The organism is Acinetobacter sp. IRS14, from assembly GCF_034650275.1.
GTDB lineage: Bacteria > Pseudomonadota > Gammaproteobacteria > Pseudomonadales > Moraxellaceae > Acinetobacter > Acinetobacter oleivorans.
Genome location: NZ_JAOVFN010000003.1, coordinates 19,891 through 38,157, shown reverse-complemented (window position 1 = coordinate 38,157; position 18,267 = coordinate 19,891). Strand labels below are relative to the sequence as shown.

The 18,267-nt window shown below is 37.7% G+C and carries 19 protein-coding genes and 1 tRNA gene; 14 read left to right on the top strand and 6 right to left on the bottom strand.

The features are described from left to right. Positions 1-8 precede the first annotated feature (8 nt). The 10 genes from ODQ17_RS03830 to ODQ17_RS03785 all read left to right on the top strand — a co-directional run bounded on the left by ODQ17_RS03830 (position 9) and on the right by ODQ17_RS03785 (position 8,341). Complete coding sequence (locus ODQ17_RS03830) at positions 9-644, top strand: hypothetical protein (protein WP_322901819.1); 636 nt, start codon at positions 9-11, stop codon at positions 642-644. Positions 645-745: 101 nt separating this feature from the next. Next, positions 746-822: transfer RNA gene (locus ODQ17_RS03825), tRNA-Arg, on the top strand. Positions 823-939: 117 nt separating this feature from the next. Continuing rightward, complete coding sequence (locus ODQ17_RS03820) at positions 940-1,875, top strand: ABC transporter ATP-binding protein (protein ID WP_005307103.1); 936 nt, start codon at positions 940-942, stop codon at positions 1,873-1,875. Next, positions 1,872-2,645, top strand: coding sequence for an ABC transporter permease (locus tag ODQ17_RS03815; RefSeq protein ID WP_004791025.1), 774 nt, complete (start codon positions 1,872-1,874; stop codon positions 2,643-2,645). Before ODQ17_RS03820 ends, ODQ17_RS03815 begins: the two co-directional genes overlap by 4 nt. Continuing rightward, entirely contained in the window at positions 2,642-3,454 is an 813-nt protein-coding gene (gene queF / locus ODQ17_RS03810; protein ID WP_322901818.1) for an NADPH-dependent 7-cyano-7-deazaguanine reductase QueF, read from the top strand. The genes ODQ17_RS03815 and queF overlap by 4 nt, the downstream gene beginning before the upstream one ends. Before the next feature lie 23 nt (positions 3,455-3,477). Beyond that, the gene (locus ODQ17_RS03805) at positions 3,478-4,128 is read left to right on the top strand and encodes a hypothetical protein (protein WP_322901817.1); all 651 of its coding nucleotides are present in this window, start codon (positions 3,478-3,480) and stop codon (positions 4,126-4,128) included. A gap of 127 nt (positions 4,129-4,255) precedes the next feature. Then, positions 4,256-5,398, top strand: a complete 1,143-nt coding sequence (gene rodA, locus ODQ17_RS03800) for a rod shape-determining protein RodA (protein WP_005307110.1) — start codon at positions 4,256-4,258, stop codon at positions 5,396-5,398. A gap of 19 nt (positions 5,399-5,417) precedes the next feature. After that, entirely contained in the window at positions 5,418-6,419 is a 1,002-nt protein-coding gene (mltB, locus tag ODQ17_RS03795; protein WP_322901816.1) for a lytic murein transglycosylase B, read from the top strand. 289 nt (positions 6,420-6,708) lie between these two features. After that, positions 6,709-7,320, top strand: a complete 612-nt coding sequence (locus ODQ17_RS03790; protein ID WP_004791014.1) for a septal ring lytic transglycosylase RlpA family protein — start codon at positions 6,709-6,711, stop codon at positions 7,318-7,320. 571 nt (positions 7,321-7,891) lie between these two features. After that, positions 7,892-8,341 carry an Mpo1 family 2-hydroxy fatty acid dioxygenase gene (locus tag ODQ17_RS03785; protein ID WP_322901815.1) on the top strand — a complete coding sequence of 150 codons (450 nt, stop codon included), beginning with the start codon at positions 7,892-7,894 and terminating at the stop codon, positions 8,339-8,341. A 43-nt stretch (positions 8,342-8,384) separates the two neighbouring features. Here ODQ17_RS03785 and ODQ17_RS03780 read toward each other — a convergent pair whose 3' ends face one another. From ODQ17_RS03780 to rpsB, 6 genes are all read right to left on the bottom strand, one after another. Next, positions 8,385-8,702, bottom strand: a complete 318-nt coding sequence (locus ODQ17_RS03780) for an AzlD domain-containing protein (RefSeq protein WP_013197213.1) — start codon at positions 8,700-8,702, stop codon at positions 8,385-8,387. 1 nt (position 8,703) lies between these two features. Continuing rightward, on the bottom strand, positions 8,704-9,420 hold the full coding sequence (locus tag ODQ17_RS03775; RefSeq protein WP_322901814.1) for an AzlC family ABC transporter permease: 717 nt from the start codon (positions 9,418-9,420) through the stop codon (positions 8,704-8,706). A gap of 93 nt (positions 9,421-9,513) precedes the next feature. Continuing rightward, a complete protein-coding gene (locus tag ODQ17_RS03770) occupies positions 9,514-10,338 on the bottom strand; it encodes an AraC family transcriptional regulator (protein WP_322901813.1) in 825 nt (274 codons plus the stop codon). 104 nt (positions 10,339-10,442) lie between these two features. After that, positions 10,443-10,928, bottom strand: coding sequence for a DUF3465 domain-containing protein (locus ODQ17_RS03765; RefSeq protein WP_322901812.1), 486 nt, complete (start codon positions 10,926-10,928; stop codon positions 10,443-10,445). A gap of 65 nt (positions 10,929-10,993) precedes the next feature. Next, a complete protein-coding gene (tsf, locus tag ODQ17_RS03760; protein WP_004791001.1) occupies positions 10,994-11,869 on the bottom strand; it encodes a translation elongation factor Ts in 876 nt (291 codons plus the stop codon). 137 nt (positions 11,870-12,006) lie between these two features. After that, positions 12,007-12,759: a 30S ribosomal protein S2 gene (gene rpsB, locus ODQ17_RS03755; RefSeq protein WP_002118204.1), complete on the bottom strand. Its 753-nt coding sequence runs from the start codon at positions 12,757-12,759 to the stop codon at positions 12,007-12,009. 210 nt (positions 12,760-12,969) lie between these two features. On the opposite strand from rpsB, the gene map reads away from it, so the two are divergent. The 4 genes from map (at position 12,970) to ODQ17_RS03735 (ending at position 18,260) form a co-directional block, all read left to right on the top strand. After that, complete coding sequence (gene map / locus ODQ17_RS03750) at positions 12,970-13,794, top strand: type I methionyl aminopeptidase (RefSeq protein ID WP_004790999.1); 825 nt, start codon at positions 12,970-12,972, stop codon at positions 13,792-13,794. A 207-nt stretch (positions 13,795-14,001) separates the two neighbouring features. Next, positions 14,002-15,120, top strand: a complete 1,119-nt coding sequence (locus ODQ17_RS03745; protein ID WP_322901811.1) for an OmpW/AlkL family protein — start codon at positions 14,002-14,004, stop codon at positions 15,118-15,120. Positions 15,121-15,526: 406 nt separating this feature from the next. After that, complete coding sequence (locus tag ODQ17_RS03740) at positions 15,527-16,873, top strand: MFS transporter (protein WP_199986714.1); 1,347 nt, start codon at positions 15,527-15,529, stop codon at positions 16,871-16,873. Between the two features lie 172 nt (positions 16,874-17,045). Continuing rightward, positions 17,046-18,260: an MFS transporter gene (locus ODQ17_RS03735; protein WP_174729285.1), complete on the top strand. Its 1,215-nt coding sequence runs from the start codon at positions 17,046-17,048 to the stop codon at positions 18,258-18,260. Positions 18,261-18,267: the final 7 nt, after the last annotated feature.

Below are 18,267 nucleotides of genomic sequence, written 5' to 3'. Positions count from 1 at the left end.
GAAACATAATGGCTGGTTTTTATAGAACCAATTTAGGAAGAGTTGCACTTCAACAGCGCAATATTGTTTTAAATGCAAAACAAAGACGTTTATTACTCTTAATAGACCATGAAGAATTTCAAAACTTAAATGGTGAATTTAAAAAACGCATTGCTTCTCCAGAATTGATTCAACAACTTGTCGACTTAGAACTTATTGCCCCCGCTGCCTCTACAGAAACGTCAACTGATGAAGAAATTATTTTAAAAACATCCCCACTAAATAATAAAGTTGAAGAAAATCAAAAAAAAACTGTTGTTAGCTCTATAGCACATTCCTCGAATCATGTTGGAGAAATCCAGCTTTCCGAGCAAAAAACTTTAGATCAGTCCAGTACTACATATTTTCAACCAGTAATATCTTCTAAGGCTCTTTCTTTCGAAGAAATACAACTATTAATGATGAAAACGCTTAGCAGTTATTGTGGATTAATGACTAAACCACTTGTTCAAAAAATAGAGAAATCCACAACAATACAAGAGCTTAAACTATGCCAAATGCAATGGATTACAAATTTACAAGAATCACGCATTCCCCCTCAGGAACTTGCCACAGCTTTACGTACAATTAACTATTCAATTCAGCTTATTCAGGAAAGTATATAAAATATTAAACAACTTGCTGTTTAATTAAGCATTAAATTCAATTGGCACGTATTTCGTGCTTTACCTGCCAGTGTTTTTTTCCTATGATGTGCCCCACGCATGCGCTCGTAGCTCAGTTGGATAGAGTACAGGTTTCCGAAACCTGGGGTCGTGGGTTCGATCCCCGCCGGGCGCACCAGCTTTTATATAATAACTTCATAAATTTATCTCAATTTTATAAAATTCCGACTATTTTACTTGGTTTATTAATCATTATCGCTCAAAATATACCCCTCTTTCATAATGTGAGAATTTCATGACTGATGCTTTGGTTTTAAGAGATTTGTCCAAAACATATCGTAATGGTTTTCAGGCGTTAAAAGGTATTAACCTCACTGTGCCTGAAGGTGAATTTTATGCGTTGTTAGGCCCAAATGGTGCCGGCAAATCAACAACCATTGGTATTATCAGCTCCCTCACAAAAAAAACCTCAGGAACAGTTGAGATTTTTGGGCATAATCTTGATACCCATCCATCTCTGGCAAAACAGCAGCTTGGCGTCGTTCCTCAAGAATTTAACTTTGGACAGTTTGAAAAAACATTCGATATTTTAGTCACTCAAGCTGGCTATTACGGCATCCATAAAAAGATTGCAGAAAAACGGGCCGAACATTATTTAGAAAAGCTCGGCCTGTGGGAAAAACGTAATATACAAGCACGCATGCTGTCTGGTGGTATGAAGCGTCGTCTAATGATTGCACGTGCCATGATGCATGAGCCTAAGCTTCTTATTCTAGATGAACCTACTGCCGGTGTAGATATTGAATTACGCCGTTCTATGTGGGATTTTCTGACTGAAATGAACGAAAGCGGTACTTCTATTATTTTAACGACCCACTATTTAGAAGAAGCAGAAATGTTGTGTCGTCAAATTGCGATTATTGACCGCGGTGTAATTAAAGAAGATACCAGCATGAAGAACTTCCTTAATCAGCTCAATGAAGAATCATTTATCTTTGATTTAGCCGAACCGATTGGGCCACTTCAGTTAAATATTATTGGTGTAAAGTTTAACTTAATCGATAGCAATACATTAGAAGTAACGATGGATAGAGCGCATACGTTAAATGACCTATTCCAGCTATTAGAATCTCAAGGTATTCGTGTTCGTAGTATGCGTAATAAATCGAACCGTTTAGAAGAATTATTTGTCAAAATGGTCGAGAAAAATCTTGAAGGAGAGGCAAAATGAATTTTAGCCAACTGCAAATTGCTCTCTGGACCATCGTTCGTAAAGAAGTACGCCGTTTTCTACGCATTTGGCCACAAACCTTATTACCACCTGCAATTACAATGAGTTTGTACTTTGTCATTTTCGGTAATTTGGTGGGTTCACGCATTGGACAAATGGGTGGCGTGAGCTACATGCAATTTATTGTGCCCGGTTTAATTATGATGGCGGTTATTACCAATAGTTATGCCAACGTTTCTTCAAGTTTCTTTAGTGTGAAATTCCAAAAAAGTATTGAAGAACTCATCATGAGTCCCGTTCCACTCCATATCATTTTATGGGGCTATGTAATTGGCGGTATTTGCCGTGGTGTATTAGTAGGTGCAATTGTGACTGCAATGAGCATGTTCTTTACTGACCTTTTCATACATAACTGGTTCGTAACTATATATACAGTCTTAATTACATCGGTTCTTTTCTCATTAGGTGGTTTTATTAATGCAGTCTATGCAAAATCATTTGATGATATTTCTATTATTCCCACCTTTGTTCTTACACCCTTAACTTATTTAGGTGGTGTGTTTTATGCCATTAGTGCACTTGGTCCTTTTTGGCAAAAACTTTCTTTAATTAACCCTATTGTTTATATGGTTAATGCTTTCCGTTTCGGCATTTTAGGTCATAGTGATGTGAATGTTTCATTCTCTTTAATCATTGTGACATCATGCTGTGTTGTACTTTACGGAATTGCTTACTATTTACTTGCTCGTGGTTCAGGAATGCGTGAATGAGTGTCGAACAGTCTTTATTGGGTAAAGAAACCCAATATCCAACTAATTATCAACCTGATGTTTTATTTCCAATTGCCCGTGCTCAGTCTCGTGAAAGCTATTCACATATTGAAGGCATTACTCAAGGTAAAGATTGGTGGCATGTTTTTGAAATCTCATGGTTAAACGCTCATGGTATTCCACAAGTTGCGATTGGCAGAATTACACTGCCCGCTTCTTCACCGAATTTAATTGAGTCAAAGTCATTAAAACTTTACTTCAATAGTCTTAATTTCACTCAATTTGATTCGAAAGAGTCATTCATTGAAACGGTTGAAAAAGATCTCTCAGCTGCTGCGGGTGCAAAAATTGAATTAGCCTTATTTCAGGTTGATGATTTAGATATTTCTAAACCTCAAGGTATTTGTATTGATGACCTTGCACCAGAACGTTTAGAGCAACATCCTGATGCAACTCTTTTAAAACGAGATGAGTCTGGTGAAGAAGTTGAAATTGAGCTGTATTCTCATCTTTTGAGAAGTAACTGTCCAGTCACGGGACAGCCGGATTGGGGTACAGTTTTTATTCGTTTTAAAGGCAAAAAACCTTGTTATCGTAGTGTTTTAGCTTATATTATCTCGTACCGTCAGCATAACGGCTTTCACGAACAGTGTGTCGAACAGATCTTTGCCGATATTTGGCAAAATCTAGAGCCTGAGAAGCTGATGGTTTATGCAACTTATACTCGTCGCGGCGGACTTGATATTAACCCTTGCCGAGTATCGGATCTTTCATGGATGCCAAAACCGATTCGATTGGCACGACAATAAAACGAATAATTTGAGGATACACCATGCCGTTTTTTGGTTTTACCCCTTCTGAAGGCTTATTGAACGATATACAAACTGGAATTGCGAATAAAAATTCTAGCGAACCTTTATATCCACTTCGCGATAAGATTGCTTTACAACTTAATGAAGAGATTATTGATAATGTCTTAATTCAGTTAGTTCAGCATTTTCCTGCAAGTGAAAAGCGCGATACTGCCGAAAAACTAGCAGGCTATGTCAAATCAACTGTTGCTGTTCTTTTAAAACAATTGTTAAGCAAAGCACCAAATGATGTGGTTAAACAATCAGTAGAGTTTTCTGAAAAAAGCTTATTTAAAGACCCACAAGGCCAATATAAAGTAGGCGTAAATTTAGATGTAGGTTTAATAACTAACCTTAAGCATACCTTTACTGAACTTGAAGCAGGCAATGACATTAATAAAGCTGCTTTAGCTGAGTTATATAAACAATTCGGCGATGCTATGATTAAACACTTCATGTCTGATTTTAATAAAACATTAGACCTTGGCATGATTAAACGTAAAGCAGCCGATATTGGTGCAGCAGCTGTAACAAAAGCTGTTCACATTGCAATCGACAAATTGATTCCAAGCTTAAATCGTACTGAACTAAAAGCGATGGCTGAATATCATGATGGTTTATTCTTTAACTAATAAAAAATAGACTATCGGAAACCTAGCGAAAGCTAGGTTTTTTTATTGCAAAATATTGATATACATTGCCATTAACCAAGTTTATGTTAGCATGCGCCAAGCACTGATTGACCTTAGTTAACGCCGCATGTCTCCTAGTCCGCAATATAAATTTTTACGCCAAGCTCCTCGAGATGGTCTTAGCACTGCTATGCAACCTTCAAAGTGGCAACAACTCCATGTTGACCCTTGGCTATGCCTATTTCTGCTCTTAAATGCGCTATTAGGTTTAACCGTACTATATAGTGCTTCTGCACAAGATGTGGGGTTAGTGAGTAAACAAGCCATGAGTTTTGGTATTGGCTTTTTAGTGATGTTTGGTCTAGCCCAAATTCCGCCAAAGGTCTATCAAGCTTTTTCACCCTATTTTTATTTATTTGGCTTATTTTCACTTTTGGCAGTCATGATATTTGGTGAAGTCCGAATGGGTGCTCAGCGCTGGATTGATATTCCCGGTTTCGGAAGTGTCCAACCCAGTGAATTCATGAAAATCGGCATGCCTATGATGATTGCCTGGTTTTTAGCACGTAAACCACTTCCCCCTAGTTTTTCACAAGTTGTTTTATCATTAATGTTAATTGGTATTCCTTTTTTACTGATTGCAGAACAACCTGACTTAGGGACATCACTTTTAGTATTAGCAAGCGGTATATTTGTTTTATTTTTAAGTGGACTATCGTGGCGTATGATCGGTGCTGCGGGAGCCTGTGCCGCGGTGGTCATTCCGATTGCTTGGGAATTTCTTTTACACGACTATCAACGTCAAAGGGTTTTAACATTACTTGATCCAGAGGCAGATGCACTCGGTACCGGTTGGAATATTATTCAATCTAAAACTGCAATTGGTTCTGGTGGTTTTTCAGGTAAAGGCTTTCTTGAAGGTACCCAATCACATTTGCACTTTTTGCCTGAAGGTCATACCGACTTTATTATTGCTGCGTACTCCGAAGAGTTTGGGCTCATCGGTGTACTTATTTTAGTGATTCTTTATTTTGCTATTATTTTTAGAACATTCCAAATCGGTTTACAAAGCTTCCATAACTATGGACGTTTAGTTGCTGGCGCCTTTGGTTTGTCTTTTTTTGTTTATGTATTTGTAAATGCGGGAATGGTCAGTGGTATTTTACCTGTAGTAGGTGTTCCCTTACCTTTTATGAGTTATGGCGGAACAGCTATTATTACTTTAATGGCCACCTTTGGTTTAGTCATGTCCATTCATACACATCGATAATCTGGAATTTTAAAACGATATGTTGTCTCAACACTTAAATAAAACTTTAAAAATGCTTGCTTTATGTACTGGTTTAATCAGTACAAGTCACTTCGCTCAGGCCAACGATTTTGCAACACATCCTGATTATGTAAATTTTAAACAAAAAACGATGAGCGCTTATGGGTTAAGTGGCGATCAAGTTGATGCCGCAATGAATGGTGCAAAAAATTTACCAAACATTCTAAATATTATGACTCGTCCAGGTGAAAGCAAACCTTGGTATGACTATCGTTCTATGTTTTTGGTTGAAGGAACAATTCAACGTGGTGTGCGTTTTAAAAACCAATATGCAGATGCTTTAAACCGTGCTGAACAACAATATGGTGTATCTCAAGCTGTCATTTTGGGCATCTTGGGTGTTGAGACAGGTTATGGCACAAATAAAGGTTCATTTATTACACGTGATGCATTAGCCACACTTGCTTTTGGCTACCCTCGCCGTGCTGAATATTTTGGTGATGAACTTGCTGCTCTTATTGCATGGACTTATAAAGAAGGTTACCCAACAAGTAGTATTGTAGGTTCCTATGCAGGTGCTATTGGCTATCCACAATTTATGCCGAGTAATATTAGTAAATATGGGGTCGATTATGATGGTAATGGACACATCGATTTAAGAAACTCTGCAGAAGATGCAATCGGTTCAATCGCAAATTACTTAGCAAAACAAGGATGGCAACGCGATCAACCTATCGGGTTTATGGCACGTTACACAGGCTCAAATCCAGACAGTGTTATTGCTAAAGATTTAACTCAACCTTTTCCATATGGTGCATTAAAGACACTCGGGGTTTCACCTTTAAATCCTTTAGTTAAAATTGATGATCTGGATATGGTGAATGTTATTCAATTACAAGACTATAATGGTCCAATTTACTATTTGACTTACCCGAATTTTCAAGTGATTACGACCTATAATAAGAGCCGTATGTATGCTACTGCTGTATGGTTATTAGGCACTGAAGTGGCTAGCCGATAGGCTAGCTTTTTTATTAGTTATGTAAAAGTCAATAAATATTTTTGTCAAATAGATCACAATACGCACAAATTTAATATCTTGTTACACTTTTGATCATTTTTTAACCCAGAACTGTAAGTTTTTGCCCTTTTTGTAACTATTTCTCGTTAAAGACTAGACACTCTCCGTAAGCGATGAATATTATCCACCCCAATGTAGCAATTGCAAAAGTGAATAATAAGACATGTTCACTTTAAATTTCAGTCAATCGCTGAAAGAAAAAAGTACATGTTCTCAGGAGTTTATACAAATGCAGTTATCGCTGAAATACGTTCTTGCACTGACGGCTAGTTTAAGCATAGCCCCATTGCACGCTGAAATGGTGCAATCTTCATCATTAAATAGTGATGTAGATGGTTCTAATTTAGCAGCTCGTGTATTGAGTAAAGATACTCAAAATTTTAATTCTCGTTTTTCTAACATTAACAGTCTTTCAATCACTGAACGTTCTGGCGATCAAATCCGTCGTCAAGCTATCGCAGCAAAAATTGAAATCCCTGAAGATGAGCCTTCAGTGATTGAAAAACTTAACACAGTAGCTTCAAACACTGTTCGTAAGTTTAGCCAAACTGGCATGGCTTCATGGTATGGTCGTCAATTCCATGGTCGCAAAACAGCAAGTGGTGACACATTCGATATGAATGCCCTCACTGCTGCTCACCGTAGCCTACCGTTGAACTGTTACATTCGAGTAACGAATAAAGACAATGGCAAAAGTGTGGTTGTAAAAGTAAATGACCGTGGTCCTTTCCATGGCAATCGTGTACTTGACCTATCTTATGGTGCAGCTAAACGTCTTGGTATTACCAATGCTGGAACTGCAAAAGTAAATATTGAGCGCGTTGATGGTCCAACTTCATAAGTTATAGACTCTAGAGCTCATGTAAAAAGCCGCAATTTTTTCTGCGGCTTTTTTATGTTTTAAACTATGAAAATAATTCCTAGGTTAAGGTAAAAAAATTATCTTTTTTAACCCTTCTCCAACCCCACTTTTGATTATTTTTCGAACAAAAAATTGCATTTATTTTATCAAAGTCTATTTCGCTTCTAAATTGCGCTTAGCGCGACTTTAAAAAATTTGCGCTACCCTAGTACCATTTTTCTAAAATAAGGGCTATTTATGGCGTTTTTAGAGTAGATGAGTAGAGCTTTTTCACACAATTTTCCCACCCATCTCAAAATTACACTTTTTTTTGTGTTTTCATCATTGAGCAACACAGAAAAAATATTATGAAATATTGCACCCTTTTTTGAGTTCAAATGGACTATTTTTTCAATCATCACCATATTATTTTTTTCTTCTACCCCTCCTCAGTTTTTACTGCCAAGTTGCTATAGTTGAATAGTGTTGGTTTCTTGTCGAATTCCTCTAGAACAGGCTAAAATATATCCAGAAAAAATAAATCAAAGTTAAAACAAGGAGTGTGCCATTAATGAAATCCGTTACAGAATGGTTTGACGAATATAGCGAAAGCCATCAAAACCCAATCAATAAACAAATTCACTGGCTCTGCGTTCCTGCTATTTTATTCTCTATTATTGGAATCATTGCCCATTTCAGCACCTTGCTCACTGCTCTACTACTTGTACTCACTTTAGTATTTTATGCTCGTTTAGATCTTGTACTTGCTGTTGCAATGGCAGCTTTACTTGTTGTTATGGCATGGCTCATTTACACCCTACCTGTAGGAGTAGGATTTTATATTTCTATTTTTGTGATTGCTTGGGTCGGACAGTTCTATGGTCATAAAATTGAGGGCAAAAAGCCATCGTTCTTTAAAGATTTACAATTTTTACTCATTGGCCCCGTCTGGTGCATGGATGCTTATCTAGGAAAAATCTTACCTAAATGGAAAAGTAGACAAAAACACGCTATATCCTAATTGTTCAATTAAAGCTGGATCATCTCGATTCAGCTTTTACATTTTAGTAATTTATTAGAAAATTTATAAAATAGAAAAAAACCAAACTAGCGATAACACTTAAAAGCACCTTCTTCAGATAAAGGGCAATCACAATACAAAAGATTGCTGCATAAATATAAGGATTATCAATAATTCCTTTTAAATTATCGCCATCAAAAAAAACAACTGGAATACAAATTGCTGTTAATAAACAAGGTGCAGAATAATTAAGCATCTTATTCATAATAAGCGGCAATTTAATTTTAACAGTGGGTTCCAAAAAATAATAACGATTAAAAAAGACGATTGCTGCCAAACCTAAAATCATAAACCAAGACATATTATTGCTCCTTACCTATTTTTTCAGTTAACACTGCAACCAACATCCCGATTAATCCTGAAAGTAAAATTGCCCCTTCAACTTGATAAAATTTTAAGAAAAATCCGCTTAAACAAGTGATTAGTACACCAGCAATTACAGGCATTCCCTTACATAGCGGCACTATCATGGCAATAAAAATAGCCACAATTGAAAAATCTAAATGATAATTTAGTAAATCAGGAATCACTGTTGCCAAAAGTATTCCAACCAAACTAAAAACGACCCAGAATAAATAAAAAGACAGACCTGCACCCAACAGATATTCTGGCTGTCTTTTTTCACCGGATGCACATACCGCAAATAATTCATCCGTTAATAAAAAACCTAAACTTAACCGTTTCGAAAGAGACAAAGCAGAAATGTCATTTCTTAAAGTTAATGCATAAATAAAATGCTGAGCCGTTAAAAAGAAAATCGTCACATAAATTGTAAAAGTAGATACCCCTTCCATTACCATGCTTAAACTAACTAATTGAGCTGCTCCAGCAAAAACTATTCCAGACATCGCAAGGGCTTTATAAAAAGATAAACCCGCATGAATTGCCATAGAGCCTGCCAAGATTGCCCAAGGAATAACAGAAATTGACAAGGGTAAAATATCCATTGCACCACGTAAAAAAAGATAGGATGGCTTATTTTTTGGAAACCTCACCAACTGATGAAGCTGAATATTCATATATAAAATCCAAGATAAAAGATCTCTCTATAAAATGCGTAATGAGAGTTGATTTATATTGAATAAAATTGCTGTAAATAAATTTTTAATAATCTAGTTATTTAGGCTAGCTACATATTGAGTAGGCGTCACTCCCATTGCTTTTTTAAAGTGACGATTAAAATGACTTTGATCAGAAAAACCACATTGCTGTGCCACCATCGCAATTTGGTCACCCTGTTTTAATAATTGTCTTGCTTTTTGTAAGCGTGCTTGAACAAGCCAAGCATGAGGTGGCAAGCCCAGATATTTTTTAAATTGTCTTAAGAAATGCCATGCACTTAGACCCACCATATCAGCTAGATCTTGCAAAGAAAAATTCGTTTCAGGCATTTCTACCAGTAATTCTTTAACTCTTAATATTTTTGAATATGCCTCTGGTAACTCACAAAAAGTATGATTTGATTGACCATGTCGCTTCATTAAACAGGCTAAAGTCGATAAATACATCGTTTCTTTAAGTAAAAAATTGTCTTTTTGTTCTAATAAATCAAAGAGTAAACATAGTTGTTGAGCCAAACCCAAGTCACGAATGACAGCTTGAGGAAACCATGGCGCCCCACGTGAATTTTCAAAAAAATCTTGGCTGACTTCTGCCAACATTTCAGGTGTTGGATAAATTGCTCGATATCGCCAGCCTGACTCTACCGCAGATGAACCAGTATGAATTTCGTCAGCGTTTACTAAAATAATGTCGCCTTTAGGAGCTACATGCAGCTGGCCTGTCCTAAAAAAAGACTGTGCTCCCTCTTCAATCACACCAATACAGTACCCTTCATGAGTATGCTTCGAAAATTGTGTTTGGTGATAATGTGCTTTTAGTAACTCTAAACCGCCCAGCTCTCGCACATGCAGATAATCGGCTTGCTCCCGCTGCATAAATACGTCTCATCTATTCAATAAAAAAACCATAGCATGTTTTAAGAAACTGAATAGAATAAAATTGCTCTATAAAAACAATCTCTTTATTCGTTTATTCGGTTTTACTGGTAGATTTGCCCATCATGTTTGAGCCAACCGCTTTCATGACGATTTTGTGGATCACGATGTGTCCAGTGTAATACACCGCCTTTTGGGTTATATTCATATTCACCGTAAAACTCTACCGTGTCACCTTTTTTCAAATTAGGAATTTTAGGTGCTAAATCAATATTATGTGCGACTAAAATTGAAAGGCCATTTTTTAGTACAAGAATAAATTTCTGGTGTCTCGACCCATCATTATCATCTCTTAAAATCGCTTTTACTCGGCCACTTCCCTGCACTTGAACATTACTTTGTCTCTGCTCATAAGCAGCTTTTATTGTATCTGCCCCATTATTTGAAAGTGTAGTTTCAGTATGCTGAGCTTCGGGTATGACTGATGATGGCGATTGATTTTGCTTATGCCCAGATAAATCCAGACCAAAATATGCAGCAATCAATAAAATTATGACACCACCAATACTCAGATTTTTTTTATTTGTCATTGTCTACCCTTAATTTAACTGAGATAAAAAAAGCCCCAACGGGGCTTTTTTTATTGTGATACGAATTACTTCGCAGCAGCTTGAGCAGCAGCAACTTCTTCAGCGAAGCTCATTTCTGCTTTTTTCTCAATACCTTCACCAACTTCGAAACGTACGAAGTTAGCAACAGTAGTACCAGTTGCTTTTAATACATCAGCAACTTTTTTGTCGTTGTCGATTACGTACATTTGACGATCAAGAGCAACTTCGTTCAAGTATTTATCAACTGAACCAGTTACCATTTTCTCAACGATGTTAGCTGGTTTACCAGATTCTAACGCTTTCGCTTCAGCAATTTCTTTTTCTTTAGCGATAAGGTCAGCAGGAACAGCTTCAGCATTTACAGCTACTGGGTTAAATGCAGCAACGTGCATTGCAATACCTTTACCAGTATCAGCATCACCAGTATAAGAAACTACAACACCGATTTTTAAACCGTGTTTGTAGATAGCCAAGTTTTCGCCTTCAACGATTTTCGCACGACGAACTTGGATGTTTTCACCGATTTTTTGAACAAGCGCAATACGAGCTTCTTCAACTGTTTGACCGTCTGCTAATTTTAATTCAGCGATTTTAGCAGCATCAGTTTCACCAGCAGCTAAAGCAGCAGTAGCAACAGCTTTAGAGAAGTTAGAGAAGTTTTCGTCTTTAGCAACGAAGTCAGTTTGACAGTTAACTTCAACTAGGATTGCTTTGTTGCCTTCTTGAACGATTGTGATTGCACCGTCAGCAGCAATGTTACCAGCTTTTTTAGCAGCTTTAGCTTGACCAGATTTACGAAGGTTATCAATAGCAAGCTCGATGTCACCGTTCGCTTCTGTTAATGCTTTTTTGCATTCCATCATTGCAAGACCAGTACGGTCACGTAATTCTTTTACCATGCTTGCAGTAATTGCAGTCATGTTGATCTCCTAAAATCGGTAGAAAATAAATCTTTTCAACAAAAACGGCCCAAAGAAACTCTGGGCCGTTTGCACTCTCGACGCTTAATTTGCCACCATTACATGTCGCAAAAATGACAAGCCTGCGTCAAAACGCATTAAGCCTCAGAAGCGTCTTTCGCAGCGTCATCGCCTTTTGCTTGAGCGTTCGCTTGAGATTGAGCGTATTCTTTACCAGCAAGAATTGCGTCAGCCATAGCTGAAGCATATAGAGTTACTGCACGGATCGCATCGTCGTTACCCGGAATAACGTAATCAACGTTGTCTGGGTTAGAGTTTGTATCAACGATACCGATAACAGGAATACCTAAGTTCTTCGCTTCTTTGATTGCAATCGCTTCGTGATCAACGTCGATTACAAATAATGCGTCAGGTAAACCACCCATGTTTTTAACGCCGCCTAAAGAACGCTCAAGTTTTTCCATCTCACGAGCACGTTCTAAAGCTTCACGTTTAGTAAGCTTAGCGAAAGTACCGTCTTGAGATTGAGTTTGAAGATCTTTTAAACGGTTGATAGATTGGCGAAGTGTTTTCCAGTTCGTCAACATACCACCTAACCAACGGTGATCTACATATGGTTGACCAGCGCGTTGAGCTTGTTCACGGATGATGTTAGAAGCAGCACGTTTTGTACCAACGAACAAAACTTTGTTCTTTTTGCTTGCTAATTGGTTAGCGAAGTTCAAAGCATCATTTAACGCAGGAACAGTGTGCTCAAGGTTGATGATGTGAATTTTGTTACGCGCGCCAAAAATGTATTGACGCATTTTTGGGTTCCAGAAACGAGTTTGGTGACCAAAGTGCGCGCCTGCTTGAAGAAGGTCACGCATGCTTACGTTGTAATCTGCCATTTTCTTTACCTTAAAAGTTGGGTTAGGCCTCCATATATCCGCATTCTCCACCCTTTTACAGGCACCCAGAGTAATGTGACGATATATGTGCGGATTTTTTACTCCACCTATCAAATTTGTTCGTAAAAGATATTCACGAAAAGCATTTGATAAAATGGGCGGCTATTTATACCATAGACACTTGTAAATTACCAAAAGTTTTTAGAGATCATGAACAGTACTTATACAGCTCCACGTCGATTAATCAAAACTCCAGATGAAATTGAAAAAATGCGCATTGCAGGACGACTGGCGGCTGAAGTTCTAGAGATGATCAAGCCGTATATCAAGGCGGGTGTAAGTACACTTGAACTTGATACCATTTGCCGTAATCACATTGAAAATGTACAACATGCTATTCCTGCCTGTGTCGGCTATGGTGGCGCTCCTGGACGCCCTGCTTTTCAGCACTCTATTTGTACTTCGGTTAACCATGTTGTCTGCCATGGCATTCCTTCTGAAAATAAAACGTTAAAAAACGGCGATATTTTAAATATTGATGTGACTGTAATTAAAGATGGTTATCACGGCGATACAAACATGATGTATATCGTTGGTGGTGAGACGTCTATTTTAGCCAATCGTCTATGTAAAGTTGCTCAAGAAGCCATGTATCGAGGCATGGCAACTGTTAAAGATGGTTCATATTTAGGGGACATTGGTCATGCAATCCAAAAATATGTCGAATCAGAGCGTTTTAGTGTAGTACGTGAATATTGTGGCCACGGTATTGGTACCGTTTTCCATGATGAACCTCAAGTATTACATTATGGTCAAGCTGGAACAGGTATGCGTCTGGAAGCTGGTATGACATTTACCATTGAACCTATGGTAAATGCTGGCGTATGGCAAACTAAACTATTAGGCGACAAATGGACTGTTGTAACGAAAGACCATAAACTTTCAGCTCAATATGAACATACTATTTTAGTGACTCAAACAGGCATTGAAGTTTTAACTGCACGCCCTGAAGAGGACTTATCTCGTTTCAACTGATAGTTAAAAAAACTTAAATAAAAGGCTACTTTATGTAGCCTTTTATTATTTATTATGTATTTTTTATTAATAAATATTTCTAAATATAAACAATTATTTCAAAAAAATTACAATTATTAATTTTTAATAAACAATTATTTTAATAAAACGCGGTATGGTTGGCTCAATAAAAATCAGTAAACAAATGTTCGGACATGGAGTCCTTTTATGATGAAAAAGTCATTATTTTGTATGACAGCTGCCTTTTTTGCCCTGCCAACAATCACTAACGCCGCTTCGCCATATTTTAGTTTAAAGGATGGTGATGGTTTCAAACGTTTTTCAGTCTCTGCTGGTTGGTTACATGCAATGCCTCAAGGCTCAGGAAACCCTGTCAATATCAATACTAGCGTTGCAGAAGGTACACAATCTAAAGTTGGAGATGTATCTACAAAAGCCGTTTTAGAGGCAATCGACCAAAGCAAAACTTCAGGAAAATTCTGGTATAACACTATTGGTCTTCTTGATAAGTTTACAGATACTCTTCCCTCTTCACTTGCAGGTACAGCAGAAGTTAATGGTCTTTCTCAATGGCAACAACAAGGTTCTGGATTAGAAGCTAGTGATGTTGATACTGTTGGTCTTATGTTTAACTACAACTTTACGGACAATTTATCTTTAGAAATTAAAGGTGGTATTCCCCCTAAAGTGGATATTAATGGAAAAGGTAATATTTACGCTCCCCTTTCTGGAAAAGCGACTCCACTAAAAGATGGATCTTCAATTGGAGAAATCATAGGAGGTGGAATTTCCGGGGCGGGTGGAGATATTCCTTTAAAACAAGACCTTCATATTACTGATCTTTCTCAGGGAGGTAAGGCTGCGACCGCACGCGCGTGGTTACCAGCCGTTGAACTACATTATCAATTTGGTAAAACAGGTGTAAATAAGTTCCGTCCTTATATCGGAGCTGGCGTGATGTATGCATACTTTAATGATTTAAAAATGAATTCTGGTATTGAGGCTGATTTAATTCAAGCGGGACACATGATCCAGAATATCCATGATGGTAAAGCTGGTGCAGCACTAGATCGCAAAACATCATCAGCAAATCCTATCGTGAAACTAGAAGCGACCGATACTTTTGCACCTATTGTAACTTTAGGTGCAACTTACGACTTCAACCCAAATTGGTTTGCTGTTGGTTCAGTTTCGTATTCAAAAATGAATAGTGAAGCAAAAATCTATGTGACTGACCAAAATACAGGTAAAGAGCTAATTAAAGCGAATACCAAAATTGATATTGACCCACTCATTTCATATGTTGGTGTTGGTTACCGCTTCTAACCCCGCATAAAGCTATAAAAACTTGTATAAGTTTTTATAGCTTTCTTTCAATCTATTTCGCCTAAAAATTGCTTCTTTTTAAATCAAAATGCTAAAAAAATGAGCATTTTTTATAAAAAATACAGCTGTAGAAACCTTTTCAAATTTTTATTAATACCTTCTTATTTTTTTCCAATTTTTTATTATTTTTCTATTCACAAACTAACTCAATAAAATTAGAAAGTAATTTTTCCTTTTTAGTAAAATTCATTTTTTGGCACAAGCTTTGCTTTATTCAGAGCATGATGAATCAATGATGATTCAATGAATAAACAAAGACGGCCAACGATGTCCGTTCTGATCGGTCTGCAGATAGGCAATAAATTGCCATGCAAATTAAATTTCGTTCAGTTCAGAGGGACGGCGTATGTCTTCAAATATCCAATTAGATGCAAAAAAAGCAACTGAAATTAAATTATTCAGTTTTTCAACTCCAGCAATGCGAGCATTCCACATGACATGGCTCGCTTTCTTTGTATGTTTCTTTGCATGGTTTGCGTGTGCACCATTAATGCCCGTGATTAAAGGTGAATTTGGCTTAACAAAAGATCAAATTGCTAATATTAATATTGCTGCTGTTGCCATTACTATTTTAGTTCGGCTTATTGTCGGGCCACTCTGCGATAAATATGGCCCACGTATTACGTACACCACTCTCCTATTAATTGGCAGTATTCCAGTATTTGGAGTAGCTGCTGCCAATAGTTATGAATCTTTTCTATTCTTTCGCTTACTTATTGGTGCGATTGGCGCAAGCTTCGTCATTACTCAATACCATACAAGTGTCATGTTTGCTCCTAACGTTGTAGGAACAGCAAATGCGGCAACGGCTGGCTGGGGAAATGCTGGCGGTGGAGCAACACAAGCTTTAATGCCTTTATTGCTCGGTGCGATCGTGATGTTTGGTGTTGAACAAACTATGGGATGGCGCGTGGCATTAATCGTACCTGGCGTAATGATGGTTATTGTTGGCATTCTTTATTGGAAATTAACTCAAGATTGCCCTCAAGGAAACTTTAAAGAAGTTCGCGCGCAAGGTATTGAGGTCGGAAGTGGTAAAAAAGGTGGTACTGCCATTTTAATGCAAGCCGCTCGCAACTATCGTGTCTGGATTTTATTTTTGGCATATGGCGCAAGTTTTGGAATTGAGATTTTTATCCATAACGTTGCAGCAATGTATTATGTTGATCAATTTAAAATGGATTTAAAAACGGCTGGACTAACTGCCGGAATCTTTGGTCTTTTAGCATTATTCGCTCGAGCGCTAGGCGGTATCATTTCCGACAAAGTAGCACTCAAGAAAGGTTTAGATGGCCGCACGAAAGTGCTTGTACTCATGATTTTAGGTGAAGGTTTATTCTTAATACTCTTCTCGCAAATGAATGCTGTAGCGCTCGCTATTATTTCCATGACTATTTTTGCATTATTTACGCATATGGCATGTGGAGCAACTTACGCTCTCGTACCCTTTATCGATCGTACTGCATTAGGTGGAGTTGCAGGAATTATTGGGGCGGGTGGCAATGTTGGTGCAGTTGCAGCAGGTTTCTTACTTAAAGGCTTACTCGATGTTCAAACTTGCCTGTTTATTTTAGGCGGTCTGGTTATGGTCGCAGGCTGTAGCGTAATTTTGATTCGCTTCACAACTGAACATAAAGAAAAAGAACAAGTCCTTTTTGAGCAGGCATTACTTGAACGTAATTCAACAGCTTAATTTTTATAAGAAGCAGAGATCAAAATGATGTCTGCTTCTTCAAATTTCTTATCATAAAATATTTACACCACTCACTTTTTAATTCTTCTTAAATATTCTTGTTATCTATATCGATATTTTTCGATATATCTTCTACAATAAATGACCACATTATTATAATTTTCCATTAACGATGACTAAAACTGCTCACAACTTTTCCCAGCCACTTATCTATATGCTGATTGGTAGTGCCCTTATTTTGGCTCTTTCTTTAGGTGTTAGGCATGGTTTTGGACTTTATTTGGTCCCAATGAGCCATGAGTTTGGCTGGGGCCAACATGTTTTTAGTCTTGCAATCGCCATGCAGAACCTGATCTGGGGTGCAGTTCAACCTTTTACTGGCGCAATCGCAGATAAATATGGCAGTAAAATTGTGGTTGCTGTTGGCGGATTACTTTACGCCCTTGGCTTACTGTTAATGGCTTTTAGTTCAAGCATCTTAATCTTAAATTTAAGCCTAGGATTGATTATCGGCTTAGCTTTATCAGCCACCTCCTTTACAGTTTTACTTAGTGCAGTAGGCCGAGCTGCCCCTCCAGAAAAAAGAAGTATGGCAATGGGGATTGCAAGTGCAGCAGGCTCTTTCGGTCAGTTTATTATGCTGCCATCTACCCTTCTCTTACTCAAGAATGTTGGATGGTCAGCTGCCCTAATGGTCAGTGCGCTATTAATTGCTCTTATTATTCCGCTTGCATGGATGTTAAAAGGACCAAGCAATCAAACACCAAAAGCAATTGCACAACCTCAGCTCACATTTAAACAAGTACTGAATATTGCCAGAAAACATAAACCCTTTTGGTGGTTAGCTTTAGGTTTCTTAGTATGTGGATTCCAAGTTGTTTTCTTAGGTGTACATTTACCCGGCTATTTAATCGACCACGGCTTTGATGCAGCTACAGGAACTGTGTTTCTGGCACTAGTTGGACTATTTAATATTGTGGGGACTTATGGTGCTGGCTGGTTAGGAGATCGCTTCTCAAAACCTAAATTATTAATGGCGCTTTACGGTAGCCGTGGCATCGCGATCATTGCCTTTTTGTTATTACCTTTAAGCATTTATACGGTATATGCTTTTGGAATTATTATGGGCCTTTTATGGCTCTCTACTGTTCCGCTCACGAACGGCATTGTGGCAAATATGTTTGGCGTTAAATATCTTTCAATGCTGAGCGGCATTGTGTTTTTCACCCATCAAGTCGGTTCTTTCTTTGGCGGTTGGCTTGGTGGTGTTAATCATGACTTAACAGGTAATTACAATGCAATTTGGCTATGTTCTATAGCATTAAGTATAGTAGGTGTGATCGTACACTTCTTTGTGAATGAGGAGGCTGTTATTCATGACGCATAATGCCTTA